Source organism: Streptomyces cyslabdanicus (assembly GCF_052663305.1).
The window spans coordinates 1-14,404 of the sequence record NZ_JBQRUW010000044.1; the positions used below are offsets into that span (position 1 = coordinate 1).

12 protein-coding genes and 4 pseudogenes are annotated in these 14,404 nt (G+C 69.6%); 9 read left to right on the top strand and 7 right to left on the bottom strand.

Features of this window, described 5'->3' with window-relative positions:
* Positions 1 to 132 precede the first annotated feature (132 nt).
* From ACTYVM_RS26240 to ACTYVM_RS26250, 3 genes are all read right to left on the bottom strand, one after another.
* On the bottom strand, positions 133 to 453 hold the full coding sequence (locus tag ACTYVM_RS26240; protein WP_445528335.1) for a GatB/YqeY domain-containing protein: 321 nt from the start codon (positions 451 to 453) through the stop codon (positions 133 to 135).
* Between the two features lie 138 nt (positions 454 to 591).
* Positions 592 to 1,485: a ribokinase gene (gene rbsK, locus ACTYVM_RS26245; protein ID WP_445528325.1), complete on the bottom strand. Its 894-nt coding sequence runs from the start codon at positions 1,483 to 1,485 to the stop codon at positions 592 to 594.
* Positions 1,482 to 2,534, bottom strand: coding sequence for a LacI family DNA-binding transcriptional regulator (locus ACTYVM_RS26250; protein ID WP_445528326.1), 1,053 nt, complete (start codon positions 2,532 to 2,534; stop codon positions 1,482 to 1,484). The genes rbsK and ACTYVM_RS26250 overlap by 4 nt, the downstream gene beginning before the upstream one ends.
* 307 nt (positions 2,535 to 2,841) lie before the next feature.
* Between ACTYVM_RS26250 and uriH the strand changes: the two genes are divergently transcribed.
* Positions 2,842 to 3,789 carry a uridine-preferring nucleoside hydrolase UriH gene (gene uriH / locus ACTYVM_RS26255; RefSeq protein WP_445528327.1) on the top strand — a complete coding sequence of 316 codons (948 nt, stop codon included), beginning with the start codon at positions 2,842 to 2,844 and terminating at the stop codon, positions 3,787 to 3,789.
* Complete coding sequence (gene uriT / locus ACTYVM_RS26260) at positions 3,786 to 5,228, top strand: uridine transporter UriT (RefSeq protein ID WP_445528328.1); 1,443 nt, start codon at positions 3,786 to 3,788, stop codon at positions 5,226 to 5,228. The genes uriH and uriT overlap by 4 nt, the downstream gene beginning before the upstream one ends.
* Positions 5,229 to 5,480: 252 nt before the next feature.
* Here uriT and ACTYVM_RS26265 read toward each other — a convergent pair whose 3' ends face one another.
* Entirely contained in the window at positions 5,481 to 6,350 is an 870-nt protein-coding gene (locus ACTYVM_RS26265) for a hypothetical protein (protein WP_445528329.1), read from the bottom strand.
* A 267-nt stretch (positions 6,351 to 6,617) separates the two neighbouring features.
* Between ACTYVM_RS26265 and ACTYVM_RS26270 the strand changes: the two are divergent.
* Positions 6,618 to 6,776: pseudogene (locus tag ACTYVM_RS26270) on the top strand (DUF1152 domain-containing protein); the annotation flags it as partial.
* A 154-nt stretch (positions 6,777 to 6,930) separates the two neighbouring features.
* Here ACTYVM_RS26270 and ACTYVM_RS26275 read toward each other — a convergent pair.
* Positions 6,931 to 7,152 (bottom strand): hypothetical protein, encoded by a 222-nt coding sequence (locus ACTYVM_RS26275; protein ID WP_445528330.1) that lies wholly within the window; start codon positions 7,150 to 7,152, stop codon positions 6,931 to 6,933.
* A gap of 252 nt (positions 7,153 to 7,404) precedes the next feature.
* On the opposite strand from ACTYVM_RS26275, the pseudogene ACTYVM_RS26280 reads away from it, so the two are divergent.
* The 3 genes and pseudogenes from ACTYVM_RS26280 to kilB all read left to right on the top strand — a co-directional run.
* A pseudogene (locus ACTYVM_RS26280) lies at positions 7,405 to 7,827 on the top strand (transposase); the annotation flags it as partial.
* 582 nt (positions 7,828 to 8,409) lie between these two features.
* Positions 8,410 to 9,930, top strand: a complete 1,521-nt coding sequence (locus ACTYVM_RS26285; RefSeq protein WP_445528331.1) for an IPT/TIG domain-containing protein — start codon at positions 8,410 to 8,412, stop codon at positions 9,928 to 9,930.
* Positions 9,931 to 10,200: 270 nt separating this feature from the next.
* Positions 10,201 to 10,314 (top strand): annotated as a pseudogene (gene kilB, locus ACTYVM_RS37025) (plasmid transfer protein KilB); the annotation flags it as partial.
* A 28-nt stretch (positions 10,315 to 10,342) separates the two neighbouring features.
* On the opposite strand, the gene ACTYVM_RS26290 reads toward kilB, so the two are convergent.
* The gene (locus ACTYVM_RS26290) at positions 10,343 to 11,071 is read right to left on the bottom strand and encodes an ArsR/SmtB family transcription factor (RefSeq protein WP_445528336.1); all 729 of its coding nucleotides are present in this window, start codon (positions 11,069 to 11,071) and stop codon (positions 10,343 to 10,345) included.
* A 68-nt stretch (positions 11,072 to 11,139) separates the two neighbouring features.
* On the opposite strand from ACTYVM_RS26290, the gene ACTYVM_RS26295 reads away from it, so the two are divergent.
* Positions 11,140 to 11,784, top strand: a complete 645-nt coding sequence (locus ACTYVM_RS26295; RefSeq protein ID WP_445528332.1) for a flavin reductase family protein — start codon at positions 11,140 to 11,142, stop codon at positions 11,782 to 11,784.
* Between the two features lie 440 nt (positions 11,785 to 12,224).
* Here ACTYVM_RS26295 and ACTYVM_RS26300 read toward each other — a convergent pair whose 3' ends face one another.
* A complete protein-coding gene (locus tag ACTYVM_RS26300; protein ID WP_445528333.1) occupies positions 12,225 to 12,905 on the bottom strand; it encodes an HAD family hydrolase in 681 nt (226 codons plus the stop codon).
* Between the two features lie 115 nt (positions 12,906 to 13,020).
* On the opposite strand from ACTYVM_RS26300, the pseudogene ACTYVM_RS26305 reads away from it, so the two are divergent.
* A pseudogene (locus ACTYVM_RS26305) lies at positions 13,021 to 13,175 on the top strand (IS256 family transposase); the annotation flags it as partial.
* A gap of 127 nt (positions 13,176 to 13,302) precedes the next feature.
* The gene (locus ACTYVM_RS26310; protein WP_445528334.1) at positions 13,303 to 14,319 is read left to right on the top strand and encodes a hypothetical protein; all 1,017 of its coding nucleotides are present in this window, start codon (positions 13,303 to 13,305) and stop codon (positions 14,317 to 14,319) included.
* Positions 14,320 to 14,404 lie beyond the last annotated feature (85 nt).

Consider the following 14,404-nt stretch of genomic DNA (forward strand, 5'->3'; position numbering starts at 1 on the left):
CGCTGGAACGATCCGGCAACGCTCCGCGTCGCGACCCCCGGATTCGCCTCACCACCCGCGTGAACGCCGGTGCACTGCGAATGAAGGCCGGTAGCGCGTGACGAGCCCGTGCTCCGACGGGTCCGCCGTCTGCTACGCGGTGCCGTCGCCGTCCAGGAAACGGAGCAGCACGGAGGCCTCCGCGCGGAGCCGGGCGGCTCGGTCGGCGTGTGCGGGGGTGGTCAACTGCGCTGCGGCTTCGAGTCGTTCGGTGGCCTCGGCGCGCACGATGTCCGCCACGCCGCTCTCGCTCAGCTCACGCCGCAAGGCCTCGGTGGCCCCGGCGCCGACCGGTGACTGCTCCAGGGCCAGGCCGCGGGAACCGGCTTCGCCCACGGGCACCGCCTCCGCGTTGTCCAGCGCGGCGAGTGTCGCGCGCAGGGCGCTCACCGCGGCCTTGTCGCGGGCGCGCATCGCCTCCGGGAGGGCTTGACGCATACGTACACGTAGGGACATGCCGGGACCCTACGGGGCTGCCCGTGGTCCCACAACGCAATATCCCCGTCCCAGGTCATCGAGGGTCCTGTCCCCGTCCTCGGTCACCGACGGCCGTCAGCGCTTGAGGAATGCCTCCACCTCGTCGCGGTGGGGCAGCGACGGCTGGGCGCCGGGGCGGGTGGTGCTGAGTGCCGCCGCGGCACAGGCCCAGCGGGCGGCCTGTTCCAGGGTGCGGCCCTCGGCCAGGGCGACCGCCAGCGCGCCGCAGAAGCAGTCACCGGCCGCGGTGGTGTCCACCGGCCGGACCGTGAAGGCCGGGATGTGCAGCCGCGCGGTGCCCTCCAGGAGCAGCACGCCGTCGCCGCCGAGGGTGACGACGACCGCACCCGCTCCGCTCAGTTTGCCGGCGGCGGTGGCGACCTCGTCGATCGTGTCCGGGACCGGGGTGCCGGTGAGGGCGGCCAGTTCGGTGCGGTTGGGGACCAGCACGTCGACGTGGCGGGGCGGGACCGCGCCCTCGACGGCCGGGGCGGGGTTGTGTACGACGATGCCGCCGGCCAGCTCGGCGGCCGCGTGGTTGGCCTCGTCGGGGACCTCCTGCTGGAGGACGGTGACCTTGGCCCGGGTCAGCACGTCGGCGGCGCCGCGGCAGTCGGCCGCGGTCAGGCGGGAGTTGGCGCCGGGGCTGACGATGATGGAGTTCTCGCCCGACGGGTTGACGGCGATCAGCGCGCGCCCGGTGGGCACCTCGGGGGTGCGGGCCAGGTGCGTGGTGTCCACGCCCTCGGCGCGCACCGCGGCGGCCATCACGTCGGCCGCGTCGTCCTCGCCGATCCGGCCGATCAGGGCGACCTGTCCGCCGAGCCGGGCCGCGGCGACCGCCTGGTTGGCGCCCTTGCCGCCGGGGTGCTCGACGATGTCCCCGCCGAGCACGGTCTCCCCCGGCACCGGGTGCCGGGGAACGGGTGTGACGAGATCGAGGTTGAGGCTTCCGACGACTGCGATCACTGGTGTTCCTCCGGGGTTCTGCTGCCGGGGACGGTCGCGGGCGCGGCGGCGTGGGGCGCGCTGGAGGCGCGGACGACGAGTTCGGGTGAGAGGCGCACGGACCGGTGGGCCTTGGCTCCCCCGCCGGCGAGCCGCTGGTCGAGGAGCCGGAGCGCCTCGGCCGCGACTTGGGCGGCCGGCTGGCGGACCGTGGTCAGGTTCGGTTCGGCGAGGCTCGCCATGGGGATGTCGTCGAAGCCGGTGACGGCGACCTCGCCGGGCACGTCCACGCCGAGTTGTCCAAGGCGCTGCACCGCTCCGACCGCGATGAGGTCGTTGGCGCAGACGACGGCGTCCGGGCGGGCCGGCCAGATCCGCTCGACCGCGGCCCGCCCCCACTCCACGGAGAAGTCGCCGAGCTCGGTGCGGTCGGGTGCCGTCGGGTCCAGGGCGGCGACGCCCGCCTGGTAGGCCATACGCCGTTCGACGGCCGTCGAGGCGGTTCCGGCGGCGCCGAGGAAGCCGAAGCGGCGGCGTCCGGTGCGGGCCAGGTGGTCCAGGACCAGGGCCATGCCGGCGGCGTTGTCGACGGCCACCGAATCGGCGACCCCGGCGCCGCAGGAGCGGTCGAGGAGGACCAGCGGCACTCGGGACGCCGCGAGTTCGACGGCCTCGCGGCTGTGGGTCTCGTCGACGGGGATGACCAGCAGCGCGTCCACCTGCCGGTCCAGCAGGGCGGTGATCCGGGCCGCTTCGGTCGCCGGGTCGTCGTCACAGTCGGCGAGCAGCAGGCCCCGGCCCCCGGCGTGCAGGGCGTGCTCGACCTCGCGTACGAGGGAGGGGAAGAAGGGGTTGGTGATCTGCGGCAGCACCAGGCCGATGGTGCCGGTGGAGCGGCTGCGCAGGGCGCGGGCGACCTGGTTGGGCCGGTAGCCGAGACTTTCGGCCGCGGCCCGCACACGTCTCGCCGTCTCCGCTCCCACCGGGCGGGTGCCGGCCAGCACGCGGGACACCGTGGCGACCGAGCAGCCCGATACGCGAGCTACGTCACGCAATGTCACTTCGGTCACCGCACTCCGCCCCCTTCTGTCGGTCGGCTTCCTGGCCGGCACAGCTACCCCCAGCACCGACCAGCACCGATGCCGGAGAACGTTATCACCCGCCTCGCCTGGCGCAGGCCGCCACCGAACACGGGAAGGCGGGAGAAAGATGTAACGGCCATTGACACATCGGTGAGGAATGGGCGAATGTTCGGGAGAACGTTTTCCCTAACGTCTCCCGAGACGCCGGGCCACTCGGCGCCCTCCGGACGCGTCCGCCCCTGGGCGTCCCCGGAGATCGGTTTCACCAGAGGTAAGCGAGCAAAGGGGCTCTCCGTTGGCCAGAAAGATCATCCTCGACTGCGACCCGGGGCACGACGACGCCATCGCCATGCTTCTCGCGCACGGAAATCCCGAGATCGAGCTCGTCGCCGTCACGACCGTGGTCGGGAACCAGACGCTGGAGAAGGTGACGCGCAACGCCCTGTCCGTGGCCCGCATCGCCGGGATCACCGGAGTGCCCTTCGCCGCGGGCTGCCCCAGGCCCCTGGTGCGCGAGATCGAGACGGCGCCGGACATCCACGGCGAGTCCGGACTCGACGGACCCGTGCTGCCCGAGCCGACCCTGGAGCTGGACCGCCGCCACGCGGTCGACCTGATCATCGACACGGTCATGTCGCACGAGCCGGGCGAGATCACCATCGTGCCGACCGCCGGTCTGACCAACATCGCCATGGCCGTCCGCAAGGAGCCGCGCATCGCCTCCCGCGTCCGCGAGGTCGTCCTGATGGGCGGCGGCTACCACGAGGGCAACTGGAGCGCGGTCGCCGAGTTCAACATCAAGATCGACCCCGAGGCCGCGCACATCGTCTTCAACGAGAGCTGGCCGGTCACCATGGTCGGTCTCGACCTCACGCACCAGGCGCTCGCGACGCCCGCCGTCACCGAGAAGATCGCCGCGGTCGGCACCGCCCCCGCCAAGTTCGTCCGGGAACTGCTGGACTTCTTCGGCGCGATGTACGAGCAGGCCCAGGGCTTCGAGTTCCCGCCCGTGCACGACCCCTGCGCGGTCGCCTACGTCATCGACCCAAAGGTCATGACGGTGCGCAAGGCCCCCGTGGACATCGAGCTCACCGGCACCCTGACCCTCGGGATGACCGTGGCGGACTTCCGGGCGCCCGCACCGGACGACTGCCACACCCAGGTCGCGGTGAAGCTCGACCACGAGCGGTTCTGGAACCTCGTGGTGGACGCCCTCGAGCGGATCGGCGACGTCCAGGCATGACCGTTCCCAGCGTTTCCACCACCGACAGCCCACCCGGCTCGGGGCAGGGCTCCCCGGTCCGGATCGGTGTGCTGATGACCGCGCTGCTCGCCGCCTGCGTGGCCTTCCAGCTCAACGCCAGCATGATCAGCCCGGCGCTGAAGAGCATGGAGGGGGCCCTCCATGCCACCTCCGCGGAGATCGGCCTCACCCAGACCGCGTTCTTCACCTCCGCGGCCCTGTTCTCGCTGTTCCTGCCGCGGCTGGGCGACGTGATCGGCCGCCGCAAGGTCCTCACCGGCATGCTGGCCCTCATGGCCGTCGGATGTGTCGTCGCCGCGTTCGCGCACAACGTCCCGGTCCTGTTCGCCGGGCGCGTCATCCAGGGCGTGTGCGGTCCGGTCGTCCCGCTGTGCCTGATCATGCTGCGGATGGAGGTGCCCGAGCCCAAGCGCTACGGCACCCTGCTCGGCGTGATCACCGCGTTCAACGGCGGGGTCGCCGGCATCGACTCCCTCGCGGGCGGCTACCTCTCCGACCACCACGGGTTCCAGTCGGTCTTCTGGGCGATGGCCGTCGTCGCGGCGGTCGCCACGGCCATGGTCGCCCTGATGAGCCGCGAGTCCAGGGCGCCGGTCGACCAGCGCATGGACTGGCCCGGCGTCGTGCTCCTCGTGGTCTCGGTCGGCTCGCTGCTCATCGCGCTGAACGAGGCCGGAAAGCTCGCCGCGGCCAACTGGCCGCTGATCGCCCTGCTCGTCGTCGTCGCCGCGGCCGCCTTCGCGCTGTTCTGGCGCACCGAGGACCGCAGCGGCCATCCGCTGGTCTCCACGCACCATCTGCGCCAGCGCTCCACCTGGGCGCTGCTGCTGACCACCGTGCTCACCATGACCGGCGTGTTCGCCGTCATGAACGGGCTGATCCCGGCGTTCGCCGAGGACGCGCAGGCCGGACTGGGCATGTCCGCACAGCAGTCGGCGTGGTGGACCCTCACGCCGTACGCGCTGGCCGGACTGGCCATGGGACCGATCGCGGGTCGGCTGTCCGCCACCTTCGGCTACGGGCGGATCCTGCGCATCGGCCTCATCGGGGCCGCGGCGACCGTCGTCCTGATGATCCTCACGTTGCACGGCCATTCGCGGGCCCTGCTGCTGACGGCGTCCATCCTGGTGGGCATCACCTACGCCGGGATCGGGAACATCGTGCTCAACGGGCTCGGCATCGTGCTGTCCCCGCGTGACAACCCCGGGTTCCTGCCCGGTCTGAACGCGGGCGCGTTCAACCTCGGCGCCGGTCTGAGTTTCGCGGTGCTGTACGCGGTCAAGACCGCGGCGGCCCCCGCGGACCCGGCGTCGACCGGCGACTACACCACCGCCATGATCACGGGCGCGGCCATCATGGCCGTCGCCGTCGTGACGTCCTTCCTCATCCCCAAGCCGGTGGCTGCGGAAGCGCGTTGAGCACACGGGCGTGCGGGCCCCGCCGGGAGTTCCCTCCCGACGGGGCCCGCACGCCTGGAGACTCGGGGGAGACTCGCCGGTACCGGGACTGCGGGCGCCGTGATGATTACGCCGCCTTCCTTGACTCCGCTGGCTGAAGTGGCGGCATCAGCCGCCAAGGTCATGCGCTCCATCGCGGACCGGCAAGCGGGTCTGCTGCAGGTTTGGGTGCATGCCGATGCTCAGCGTGGCGCGAGGAGCGCTGCGGCTGAGTCATCCCTCAACGGATCGGAGATCGTGCCTTTCAAAGAAGTGAGCGTGCAGGTGGCTTGTGGGGAACCCGTACTGCACGTCTGTGAGCATGCGGAAGAGGAACTCACCCAGACCGCAGTCGAATCGCTCCCAGTCGCCGAACTCGCCCACGAGAACGCGCCAGTCGGCCGGATCGGCCGTCCCGGTCTGCCAGACGAAATCGAGCTCTTGCTCCGACGACCCCCATCTCAAGAGACCCCCCGGTGCCGGGTAGCCGGCATAGGGCTCCCACAGGTCGGTGGCATCGCCATCGCTCTTGGCCCACACCACGAGGTCCATGCCCAGGGCTCCGGGGACAAGGAGGTCGACGTACTCGTCGAAGCCACCCGGACCGAAGAGGTCGACGATCTCCTTGTAATCCCTCGGCAGCGGGGTGCCGAGATCGGCCTCGACGGCAGGCCAGTCGACGGCCGGTTGCGGCACCGGTACCCAGCCGGTGAGGATGCACAGCTTCTCGGCCCAGGAGGCACCCTCGGGGAACCCGGTGACCGCAGGGTCCTCACGATGGGCGATCACCACGACCACGCGCTCTCGGTGTGAGGTGCCGATGCTGCCGCAACCGATCCAGTGAGACTTGTAGGCCCAGCCCCGCATCTCTTGCAGCTCGTCCCCGAACGGCTCGACGAGCGGCAGTCCAGTGCGCTCAGTGAGTGACGGGTCGGTGAAACCGTCCGCGGCGAGGTTGCGGGGCCTGCCTGCCCACCGGCCCACTTCGGCAAGCAGTTCCTTCAGGCTTGTGCCCCCCGGCGCCTCAAGAATGACCGGTGGTCCACCCACGACGAATGAGTCGATGGTCTTCCAGATGGCGGCAACGACTTCCGAATCCTCCATGAGGCTCAGTGAACATCACGCCACTGACATCCTGGCTCACGAAGCACTTGATCGACACGTGCGCCAGTTCTTCGCCGGGCACTCGGGGGGGGACGGCGGATCACGAACCCCTGGACCACGTGGCAACTTCTGGACCTACGTGACGGCCGGATGCTGGACGCGGGCCCACCATCAGGGACACGGCCCGGAGTTCATCATGACGGCGCCGGTCAGCGAGCCGCGGTTCGCGGATGTGCTCGCGATGACGGTTCTACCACTGCGGCGGGCCACTTGGAGCCCGAGTCCATCGACCTCCTGGACGTGGGCGGAGCCATCCTCGCGCGGGGCGACGAGCCGACGTTCAGAAGCCCGCTCGCTGATGCCCTCACGCTGGCCGCATGCTGCCAGGTGAACGCACCTGTGCGGCTCCTGGTGGCGGGTCCGGGCCGTCGGCAGGCGCATCCCGGGTGAGTGTCCCACTGCGTTGACAACGCCGACGTACAGCGGCGGACAAGCGCGGACCTCCGTGCACCAGCGCCGCAGGTGGAGGTCCGGCCGGCCATCCGGCGACGCGGCCTGCCGCACTCTCGCAAACAGCATCTCAACTGCCCTCATTACTCTGGCGGCCGGCACGAGCGAGGCCCGTCAGGTACCTGATCAGGCCCAGGGTCGCGCCGGCGAGGAGACCGCCCACGGCTGCTCGGGCGGTGGTTCCCAGAGTGGAGTCCGCGGCCAACGTCCCCACCATGTAAAGGCTGAGCAGCGCCAGGACGGTGAAGGAGAGGACGGCCACAAGTGCTTTGGCCAGTCGAGAGCCGGTCATCGCGGTTTCTCCGGTACTACTCGCGGGCCTTCGGGCCCTGTCAGGCCTCACGTGCCTGGGTGGGTGGGACCGTGGCCTCGGGGAGTCCGGCGTCCGTTTCGCCGGGCGTAGGCGCCCTTCATCCTACGGGCACACCGAACGCCCCACAGCCCTTGATCAACACGGTGGCGCGGGGTGATCCCACTGGAGGCAAGATCAGCTACCTGCGGTTGAGGCCACCCGCGTCAGTATGTGCGCGTCAGAGCGCTGCGCATAGACCAGCAGATCCGCGACACCTTCCGCACCCACCCTCAGGCGGAGATCATCGAGCCCCTGCCAGGAATGGGTCCCATCCTCGGTGCCGAGTTCGTTGTTGTCGCTGATGACCAGACGGCCTACGCGGACGCGGGCCACCTGGCCTCCGCTGCCGGGCTGGTGCCGGTCCCGCGCGACTCCGGTCGGCACACCGGCAACTTCCACCGTGCCAAGCGCTACCACCGCCGCCTTCGCCGGGTGTTCTACATGTCCGCGCAGACCAGCAGCATTCGCGAGGGGCCGAACCGGGACTTCTACCTCAAGAAGCGGGGCGAAGGTTGCAAACACGTCCAGGCCATCATCGCCCTGGCCCGTCGGCGGGCCGGCGTGCTGTGGGCCCTCCTGCGCGACAAGCGAGTCTTCACAGCCAGCCGTGCGTGAAGGTCGACGGTCACCGTGAACCCCTGCCGCGGCCTGGGACCGGTACGGCCCTCCACGCGGGGCCGTCTGCAGCCACCACTGCACCGTCCGCACCGACCGGCCCGCCGAGGCTGCTGCCAACCGCACATGATCCGGCGTCAACGCGCCCCGCGCCTCCGGAGCTCCCAAACCGCCACCACCTGCCGCTGCGGGAGGAAGGGCAGCCAAGCAGCGTCGAATGCGGTCGATGACCTGCTCGAAGGCAGTGATCCGGGCAGTGACGGCATGCTGGGGTCGCGAGGGCGGCGCTCGAGAAGCAGACTGGGATTAGCGGGCAGGCAGCGCCCCGGCAGCTCGTGGCCACGGTGAGGCCGAGTCCCACGGAGGAGCGTGATGTGCCGCTCCCGCGGCACGGTGGGGAGCCGGGTGCCTCGTGGAGCCGCGGAATTCTCGGGCGGCCTGCACCGCGAAACGGGATGAATACGATCAACGCGACAGTCGGAGTGGCACACCGACACGGGTCCGCGACCCAGTGATCCCACAGGCGCGTACGGTGCGGCCGCCGCGGCCCACTTCGACCCCGGTGACACGCAAGGAGCACGTATGACGAACGCGACCCAGTCGGACCCGACCCCCGCCCAGGTCACTATGACCCTCGCCGCAATCGCCGCCACTGCTGCGACCCCGCGCCCGTCGGGTGAAACCCTGCAAGACCAGAGCCGGCGCGCCAGCCTCGGCATCACCGCGCAACTGAAGGACTCGACGCTCGCCACGGGCGGAAAGTGGGCGCTGATGTGGCTGGCGCTCAGCCCGGACAACGCGAACCTCGCGTACATCGCGTCGAATTCCGACCTGAGCCAGATCGCCGTGGTCGTGCGCGGCACGATCGCCAATCCGATCGACATGATGGAGGACCTCGACGTCGGCACGGTGGTGCCGTTCACCGCGGGCGGATCGAAGGACATCGCTGTCTCGGCCGGCGCCATGGCCGCGTTCACTCAGATCGCCACCGCGCGCCCCCTTAGTGGCCCGACCCTCACACAAGCACTCAAGAGCCTTCTGGCGTCCGCAAAGCCCCAGCCGACGGTCTACGTGACCGGCCACAGCCTCGGCGGCTGCATCGCCACCATGCTGGCCACGTACCTCCAAGCCCAGCCCCCGTTTCCGAACAATCCGAAGTTCGCGCTCATCACCTTCGCCGCCCCCACCGCCGGCCTGCAGAGCTTCGCCGATTACGTCAACTCCCGGCCGTGGACTCTGAACGAGCGCTACTTCAACAAGTACGACATGGTCCCGCAGGCCTGGGTCGAGTCCGATCTGCTGTACGCCAGGGACCACTGGTACTGGGACCCGAAACTACCGGGACCGAAGGCCAACGCAGAGGTGAAGGGCCTGCTGGATGTGATCACCGGGCTCCGGAAGGGCAACGCATACGTCCAGCCCGGCACCGAAAAGCCGCTGAACCCGAACTACTCCAAGTACGACAAGACGCTCGTCAACCAGACCACCGCAGACTTCCTGGGCCAGGTCGCGTTCCAGCACGCCAACTCCACATACCTGGACCTGCTGGGCGCACCCAACGTCCCTGCCGGGCCGATGGTGACCGCGGTGAACCCCACCGCCGGAGAGGGAGAGACAGAGGTCACCATCACCGGCAGCGGATTCGACAAGGACAGTAAGGTCGACTTCGGCCCCATCCCGTGCGCCAAGTTCAGCCTCGACACGTCCGGTAAGCAGATCATCGCGAGCGCTCCCGACGGGACCGGCATCGTCGACGTCCGTGTCACCACCAACCTCGGCACATCGCCCGCCGTTCCGCTGGGGCAGTTCGCCTACGACGGACCCGCGCCCGTCGTAGTCAGCGAGGTCAGCCCGTCCAGCGGGAAGGTCGGCAACCAGGTCACCATCACCGGCTCGGGCTTCGACGCCAAGAAGAAGTGGGCCGTTGCCGTGCGGTTTGAGGAGACTCCCGCCGCGGGGTTCACCGTCAACAGTCCGACCGAGATCGTCGCGACGGTGCCGAAGCACGAACTGGTCGAGCCGAAGTCGGTGGACGTCACCGTGACGGTCGGCGTGGCCACGTCGCCTACCAGCCCGCACGACGAATTCACGTACGAGGGCTGAACCCGCCGGGCCCGCCGACCAAGCCCTCATCGAACGCGTCACGCCAAGCCGCCAGCGCCGAGCGCCAGTCGGTGGGTTCTTCGGCCTGCTCGGGCCATTCGACCAACAGCGTCACCACCGAAGACGGTTTGTCGCGGTAGCAGGGCTGAGGCTTGCGGCCGTTGCCGGATCACGCCGGCGTGACCGGCTGGACGTCGTGCGGGTGGACGGTCACATCCGAGCGGATGGCAACGACATGGCCGATGCCCGGGCCCTCCGGACCTTCGCGGAATGGTCGACTATCGCCGCTGTCTGGTTCATCTGTGGTTCTGTGAGCATGAGCAGCCACCACCGGAAGACCCCGACGCGGTGCGCATCCGCGCCTACGACGTGCGCTCCACCAGCGGCCTCCTCGCCCACGGCTGCGGTCAGGCTAGGAGCGTGGGTCAGTAACGGACCAGTCGTCGGACAGGCCGAGGTGGTTCCGGAACGCGCGCCGGCCGGTGTCGGTGAGAGCGACGGCTCGGCTGGTGCCGATCCGAGTGATCCAGCCGGAGTCGAAGGCGTGACGGCATACGGCGGCACCGACGGTGCCGGCCAGATGGGGGCGGCGTTCCGTCCAGTCCAGGCAGGAGCGGACAGGCGGACGTCGCTTGTCGGGCGGAAGGGTGATGCCGAGTTCGTCCAGCCAGGCGGTCGCGTTGCCGGTGAGTGCCAGCCCTTGGTCCCAGTCCAGTAGTCCCCGATCGGTCATGGCCGTGGTGATCGCGACCCCGAGGGCGCCGGCGAGGTGGTCGTAGCACGTGCGGGCACGGGCCAGCGCTCGGCTGCGGTTGACAGCCGGCAGCGAGTGGGGCGGGGCGGTTCGTCGAGGAGCCATGGAACCAAGGTTCTCGATCAGTTCCGCCGTGGCGGGGTCGGCCAGGCGAACGTAGCGATGACGGCCCTGACGCTCCTGTGCCAGCAACCCTCCAGTGACAAGGAGGTTCAGGTGCTCGGTCGCGGTCGAGGCAGCCACCCCGACGTGGCGGGCCAACTCGATCGCGGTCCATGCCCGGCCGTCCAGCAGCGCAAGGCAGAACCCTGCGCGGGTGCTGTCGGCCAGAAGACCGGCCAGGGCGGCCAGGTCCGGGCCCTCGACATGCGCGTCACGGCTGTTCATCATCGTCCATCATCCACCAGCGATCCTTCGGCGCGCGCCGAAGAGTCCCCGCCCTACCGTCGAATCCCATGAACACCATGACGCCGGGCAGCGCGCCCGCCGACATCTCGGCGGATCACGTGACCATCACGCCGAGCATCCTGTACTTCGGAACACCGGTCGTGCTGCTCTCCACGGAGAACGAGGACGGCTCCTTCAACCTTGCGCCGATGTCCTCGTCCTGGGCATTGGGCCAGGTGGTCGTCCTGGGCGTGGGGGTCGAGGGGCAGACCGCGCACAATCTCCGCAGTCGACCGGAGCTCGTGATCAACCTGCCCGCGCCGACTCAGTGGCCGGCGGTGGAACAGCTCGCGCCGCTCACCGGGCGCACCCCCGTGCCCGTGCACAAGCGAGGTGGCTTCCGATTCGAGCGGGACAAGTTCGCGGCGGCGAGCCTGCAACCCGAGCCCTCCGAGCTGGTCCGGCCGCCCCGGGTCGCCGAATGCCCCCTGCAACTGGAGGCCCGTGCTGCCCGGGTCCAGCCTGACGTCTCCGGCGGGTTCCTCATCGTCGAAGCCCATGTGCTCAAGGTCCACGCCGATCCGCGCATTGTCGTCCCCGGCTCTCAGCACGTCGACCCGGCCATGTGGAGCCCGCTGATCTACAACTTTCGCCACTACTACGGACTCGGCCCCGAGCTCGGCCACAGCTTCCGTTCCCAGACACCCCGCTGAAGTCACCTGAACCCCTACCGACAACGGCCAGCCGGCGCTCCTAGCGACGGGCGGTCCATGCCACAGTCGCTAGGCCGACCGCTCGTGGAGTCGCAGCCCCTCAATGCAGGCGATCAAGTCACTGCCGCCAGCGGACTCGAACCTTTGGCGATCAGTCACCAACCTGTTTTACTGCGCGCATGGTCATAGGGATCTGCGTGCTGCTCGGCGTGCTGCTCGGCGAGGCGATCCGCCGTTGGCGATCGCGGCGGGAGGGTCCGGCTTCGCTGCCGCTGCTGAGCGACGAGCTGTTCGCCGTCCTGGAGCGGGACCGGCCCCGAGGACCTCATCGCCGCCGTCCGGCGGGGCGGCCTACGACAGCTCCCGTACCGCAGCGACGTGCTGAACGGCTGCCTCACCGGGACGGGGCTACGCTTCGGCGGCTGACCCTGTCGGATGTGTCAGAAGAGATCCAGCAATTGCGTCAGGGAAGTGATGGACGGCACGTCCGAGACGGCCGAGTCCCGGCACATCGTGCGTCCCGCATAGCCGAGTCCGATGGCCGCCGTCACCAGGTCGGGGTCGTCGTCCACGAACAGACACTGCGCAGGAGCGAGGCCCAGCGCCGTGCTGGCGTGATGGTACATGCGTGGGTCCGGCTTGTTGCAGCCAAGGACGGCTGAGATCGCGTACGCCTCGAAGAATCGGCTGATCCCCAGCCCGGCGTGGAGGTCGGGCAGATTGGGCCAGGCATCCGACACCACGGCCATCCGTACTCCCCGCCGGTTCAGCCCTTCCAGGGTCGCTTCGACGTCCGGGTAGGTCTCCAGGAACGTCGACGGTGGAACTTCACGTCGCAGGTCGGCCAGCAGCTCCGGGGTTGCGTCCACGCCGAGATGACGGAGCACCACCCGGTGGTAGTCGTCGTAGCCGGGTGTTGACGACGAGGCGGCGAAGAAGTGGTCGCCCGCGGCGATGGCCGCAGCGAACTGCTGCGGTGTGATGGACGGGGCATGGACGAGGACGGTCTCCTCGAAATCGGCTCGCGGGTTCCAGCGTCCGCCGATCGGCTGCATCAGAACACCGCCCGAGTCGAAGAGAACAGCACGGAGCGCAGTGGCAGGGGCTGGGCTGGTCGTCATCCGCCCAGTCTGGTGAACAGAGGCACCACGGGTCCATCCCCGAGCCGGACACCTCTCCGACCGGCCGACATCACGGATGTGAGTTCAGTAGGTCGCTGCGTGGCCCGCAGGAGCTAGTGCCGCGGCAGAAACAGCGACGGTCACGCGGTTGACCCAGGAGCCCGGCAGAGGTGGCGGGCCGTGCACGCCCCCCTCCTCGCTCTCGTCCGCGCCGGAGCCCGCTTCGAGGGCGGCCGGCTCGTGGGGCGCCCCGGGGCGGTTGCGGCATGATCGAGGCCAGCCGATTACCTGGGGGGCAGACATGGCATGGTCTGAACATGTGGTGATGCGAGACGGCGTCCGGCTTGCCCTACGCGGAAGCCGACATCGACCGGTCCGCCGAGCGACTTTCGCGGCGTTGACGATCACGATGCTCGGCCTGCTCGCGCTGACGGGCTGCACCCGATGGGACGAGCCGCCGCCCCTTCCGCCGGCCGGCGTTTACAAGCACCGCGCGGCGGCTGAGAACTCGCGGGCCGAGCCGGTCCCGCCCAACGGTGTGGCAGGGGCTCTCACTCGACCGTTGAGGGAGGCCGGCTGGTTCTGTGCGCAGGTCCGAGCCAATGCGGACGGCCGTGCCCTGTGGTGCCGGGTCGCCCACCGCGACGAGGAGGACGACGAGGAGGACACAGTCTCCCCGCAGGTGGCACAGTTCCTGCTCGACCGCGACGACAGACTTGTCTGGGCGTGGTTCCCGTCCACCGAGGCGGACCACGAGGAGCACGAGGTCGCCGTGGCCGCGGCACCAACGCTGACCGCGGTCTGGCCCGGCTCCGGCGACCGCGTGCGGGAGGAAATCGAGCACTTCGACGACAATCACCGACTTCGCGGCGACGATACGCCGCGGACGGGGTGGCACGACGCACGCGCGGAGTACAGGTACGACTGGCTCAACGGACTGGTCGTCACCGCCCGAAACACCTCCGTACGGCGCTGGCCGTTCGGCTCCGATCACTACGCGACCTCGATGAGCTCCGCTGTCGATGATCTTCGCGCCGGTGGTTACGACTGCTTCTATCCACCCCAGCAGCACTGCAATCGCACCCAGTCGAACGGCTACTTCGATGTCACCCTCCATGGTGACCGGATCGTCTCGGCCCGGTTCGGCATCGGCAGCCGCATCGAGTCCGGGCGGCAACTACACCTGCTCAGCGTGGAGTTCCCGCACGGCCTCACCTTTCTCACCGAGGCGGTCCGCCGTCCCGTCACGGCACGCATCGAACAGTCCCGACGGACCGGCACCAGCTTCGCCGGCATCGTGGCCGGAACGGTCGTGATCATCGACGCACGTAAGAGCGGTCTCAACGCAGACGACCTCGTGGCCTACCTCGACATCCAGATCGGTGCGCCGCTGGCCGCGACCCTGCCCATCTGATCACGCGGCGGCACACGCCCGAGACGGCCGGATCGTCACCGCGGCTCCGTGCCCCGTGCGGCTCGGTGAGTCTCCTCTCACCGAG